The sequence below is a fragment of the Tissierella sp. P1 genome, from assembly GCF_002266425.1.
GTDB classification, from domain to species: Bacteria; Bacillota; Clostridia; order Tissierellales; family Tissierellaceae; genus Tissierella; species Tissierella carlieri.
This window is the reverse complement of record NZ_NPMN01000069.1, coordinates 1-3,160: the sequence shown is the minus strand read 5'-3', so window position 1 is coordinate 3,160 and position 3,160 is coordinate 1. Positions and strand designations below refer to the sequence as shown.

Sequence of the window (3,160 nt, the reverse complement as noted above, 5' to 3'; positions counted from 1 at the left end):
AAAGCCTGGCAACTTCCTACTCTCCCAGGTCGTTTCCAACCAAGTACCATCGGCGTTAAGATGCTTAACTTCTGTGTTCGGTATGGGTACAGGTGTGTCCATCTTGCTATCGTCACCAGACGAAAACTACTTCTATACAATTTTCATGTTTTTAGGTCAAGTCCTCGACTTATTAGTATCTCTTAGCTCAAAGTATTACTACTCTTACACCTGAGACCTATCTACCAAGTGGTCTTCTTGGAGTCTTACCTTTAAAAAGTGGGAAATCTCATCTTGAGGGGGGCTTCGTGCTTAGATGCCTTCAGCACTTATCCCTTCCAGACATAGCTACTCAGCCGTGCCATTGGCATGACAACTGATACACCAGCGGTCTGTCCATCCCGGTCCTCTCGTACTAAGGACAGCTCCTCTCAAATTTCCTACGCCCACGACGGATAGGGACCGAACTGTCTCACGACGTTCTGAACCCAGCTCGCGTGCCTCTTTAATGGGCGAACAGCCCAACCCTTGGGACCTACTCCAGCCCCAGGATGAGACGAGCCGACATCGAGGTGCCAAACCTCCCGTCGATGTGGACTCTTGGGGGAGATAAGCCTGTTATCCCCGGGGTAGCTTTTATCCGTTGAGCGATGGCCCTTCCACTCGGAACCACCGGATCACTAAGTCCAACTTTCGTTTCTGCTCCACTTGTTGGTGTCGCAGTTAAGCTCCCTTTTGCCTTTACACTCTTCGCACGATTTCCGACCGTGCTGAGGGAACCTTTGAGCGCCTCCGTTACTTTTTAGGAGGCGACCGCCCCAGTCAAACTGCCCAACTGACAGTGTCCCTATACCAGTTTCATGGTACCAGGTTAGAATTTCAGCATTACAAGAGTGGTATCCCAAGGTTGACTCCACCAAAACTGGCGCCCTGGTTTCTCAGTCTCCCACCTATCCTGTACATGCAATGCCAAAATCCAATGTCAGCCTGCAGTAAAGCTCCACGGGGTCTTTCCGTCCTGTCGCGGGTAACTCGCATCTTCACGAGTACTACAATTTCACCGGATCCATTGTTGAGACAGTGCCCAAATCGTTACACCTTTCGTGCGGGTCGGAACTTACCCGACAAGGAATTTCGCTACCTTAGGACCGTTATAGTTACGGCCGCCGTTTACTGGGGCTTAAGTTCAGAGCTTCGCTTACGCTAACCCTTCCCCTTAACCTTCCAGCACCGGGCAGGTGTCAGCCCCTATACTTCGTCTTTCGACTTAGCAGAGACTTGTGTTTTTGGTAAACAGTCGCTTGGGCCTATTCACTGCGGCCAATCAAAGCTTTCAATGTAAAATCTATACTTCAACTGGCACCCCTTCTCCCTAAGTTACGGGGCTATTTTGCCGAGTTCCTTAACAATGGTTCTTCCGCTCGTCTTAGGATTCTCTCCTCGCCTACCTGTGTCGGTTTGCGGTACGGGTAGTTACTTGCTCGATAGAAGCTTTTCTTGGCAGTGTGGAGTCAGCTGCTTCTCTACTTGTTTTTCGATCCCCATCACTTCTCAGAATTATGAGAACGGATTTGCCTTTTCTCACTTCCTACCTGCTTAGACGTGCTCAACCAACGGCACGCTCAGCCTATCCTCCTGCGTCACTCCATCTCTCAAACGCTTGTAACTAGTACAGGAATTTCAACCTGTTGTCCATCGCCTACGCTTTTCAGCCTGAGCTTAGGTCCCGACTTACCCTGAGTGGACGAGCCTTCCTCAGGAAACCTTGGGCTTTCGACGGGTGAGATTCTCACTCACCTTTCGCTACTTATGCCAGCATTCTCTCTTGTGTACAGTCCACCACTCCTTTCGGTATAGCTTCTACCCATACACAATGCTCCTCTACCGATTCTTACGAATCCCACAGCTTCGGTATCTGATTTGAGTCCCGGAAATCTTCGGCGCAAGGTCTCTCGACCAGTGAGCTATTACGCACTCTTTAAATGTATGGCTGCTTCTAAGCCAACATCCTGGTTGTCTGTGAAACCTCACATCCTTTATCACTTAATCAGAATTTAGGGACCTTAGCTGGTGGTCTGGGCTCTTTCCCTTTCGACTATGAAGCTTATCCCACATAGTCTGACTCCCAAGTCTATGATTATGGCATTCGGAGTTTGATAGGTTTTGGTAACGCTATGCGCCCCTAGACCATTCAGTGCTCTACCTCCATTTCACTTTACTTGAGGCTAGCCCTAAAGCTATTTCGAGGAGAACCAGCTATCTCCGAGTTCGATTGGCTTTTCACCCCTATCCACAGGTCATCCCATAGCTTTTAAACGCTAACGAGTTCGAGCCTCCATTGAATTTTACTTCAACTTCACTCTGCCCATGGATAGGTCACCCGGTTTCGGGTCTATGGCATACAACTTTTCGCCCTATTAAGACTTGGTTTCCCTACGGCTCCTGACCTTAAGTCATTAACCTTGCTGCATACCATAACTCGCTGGCCCGTTCTACAAAAAGTACGTGGTCACACTAATAATGTGCTTCCACTGCTTGTAGGCGTAGGGTTTCAGGTTCTATTTCACTCCCCTCCCGGGGTTCTTTTCACCTTTCCCTCACGGTACTATTCTCTATCGGTCACCAAGGAGTATTTAGCCTTGGGAGGTGGTCCTCCCTACTTCCCACAGGATTTCACGTGTCCCGTGGTACTCTGGATACCAGCTGGAGTCTTCTCCTTTCGTCTACCGGACTATCACCGTCTATGGTGGGATTTTCCAATCCTCTTCAACTAGGATACCTCTTCCGTTTTGCTGGTCCTTAACCCCAGTACAAGTACTGGTTTGGGCTCTTTCCCGTTCGCTCGCCGCTACTTAGAAAATCGATGTTTCTTTCTTCTCCTCAGGGTACTTAGATGTTTCAGTTCCCCTGGTATTCCTTCATACACCTATTTATTCAGTGCATGATACTTGAAGTCTATTCAAGTAGGTTTCCCCATTCGGAAATCTCCGGATCAATGTCTATTTGCGACTCCCCGAAGCATATCGGTGCTTATCCCGTCCTTCATCGGCTCTTGGTGCCAAGGCATTCGCCCTACGCCCTTAATAACTTGACCTATTTCATGTTTATTGTATATTTGTAGTTTTCAATGTTCAGTTTAAACAATTCATAATTAATTTAAACTATGAATGTCTTTGGTGGA

Annotated in this window: 2 rRNA genes; both read right to left on the bottom strand. The window is 48.2% G+C overall.

Annotated features, from left to right (window positions below):
* Nucleotides 1-3: 3 nt before the first annotated feature.
* A 5S ribosomal RNA gene (gene rrf / locus CIW83_RS21665) occupies nt 4-120 on the bottom strand.
* Nucleotides 121-152: 32 nt separating this feature from the next.
* Nucleotides 153-3,073, bottom strand: a 23S ribosomal RNA gene (locus tag CIW83_RS21660).
* Between the last annotated feature and the right edge of the window lie 87 nt (nt 3,074-3,160).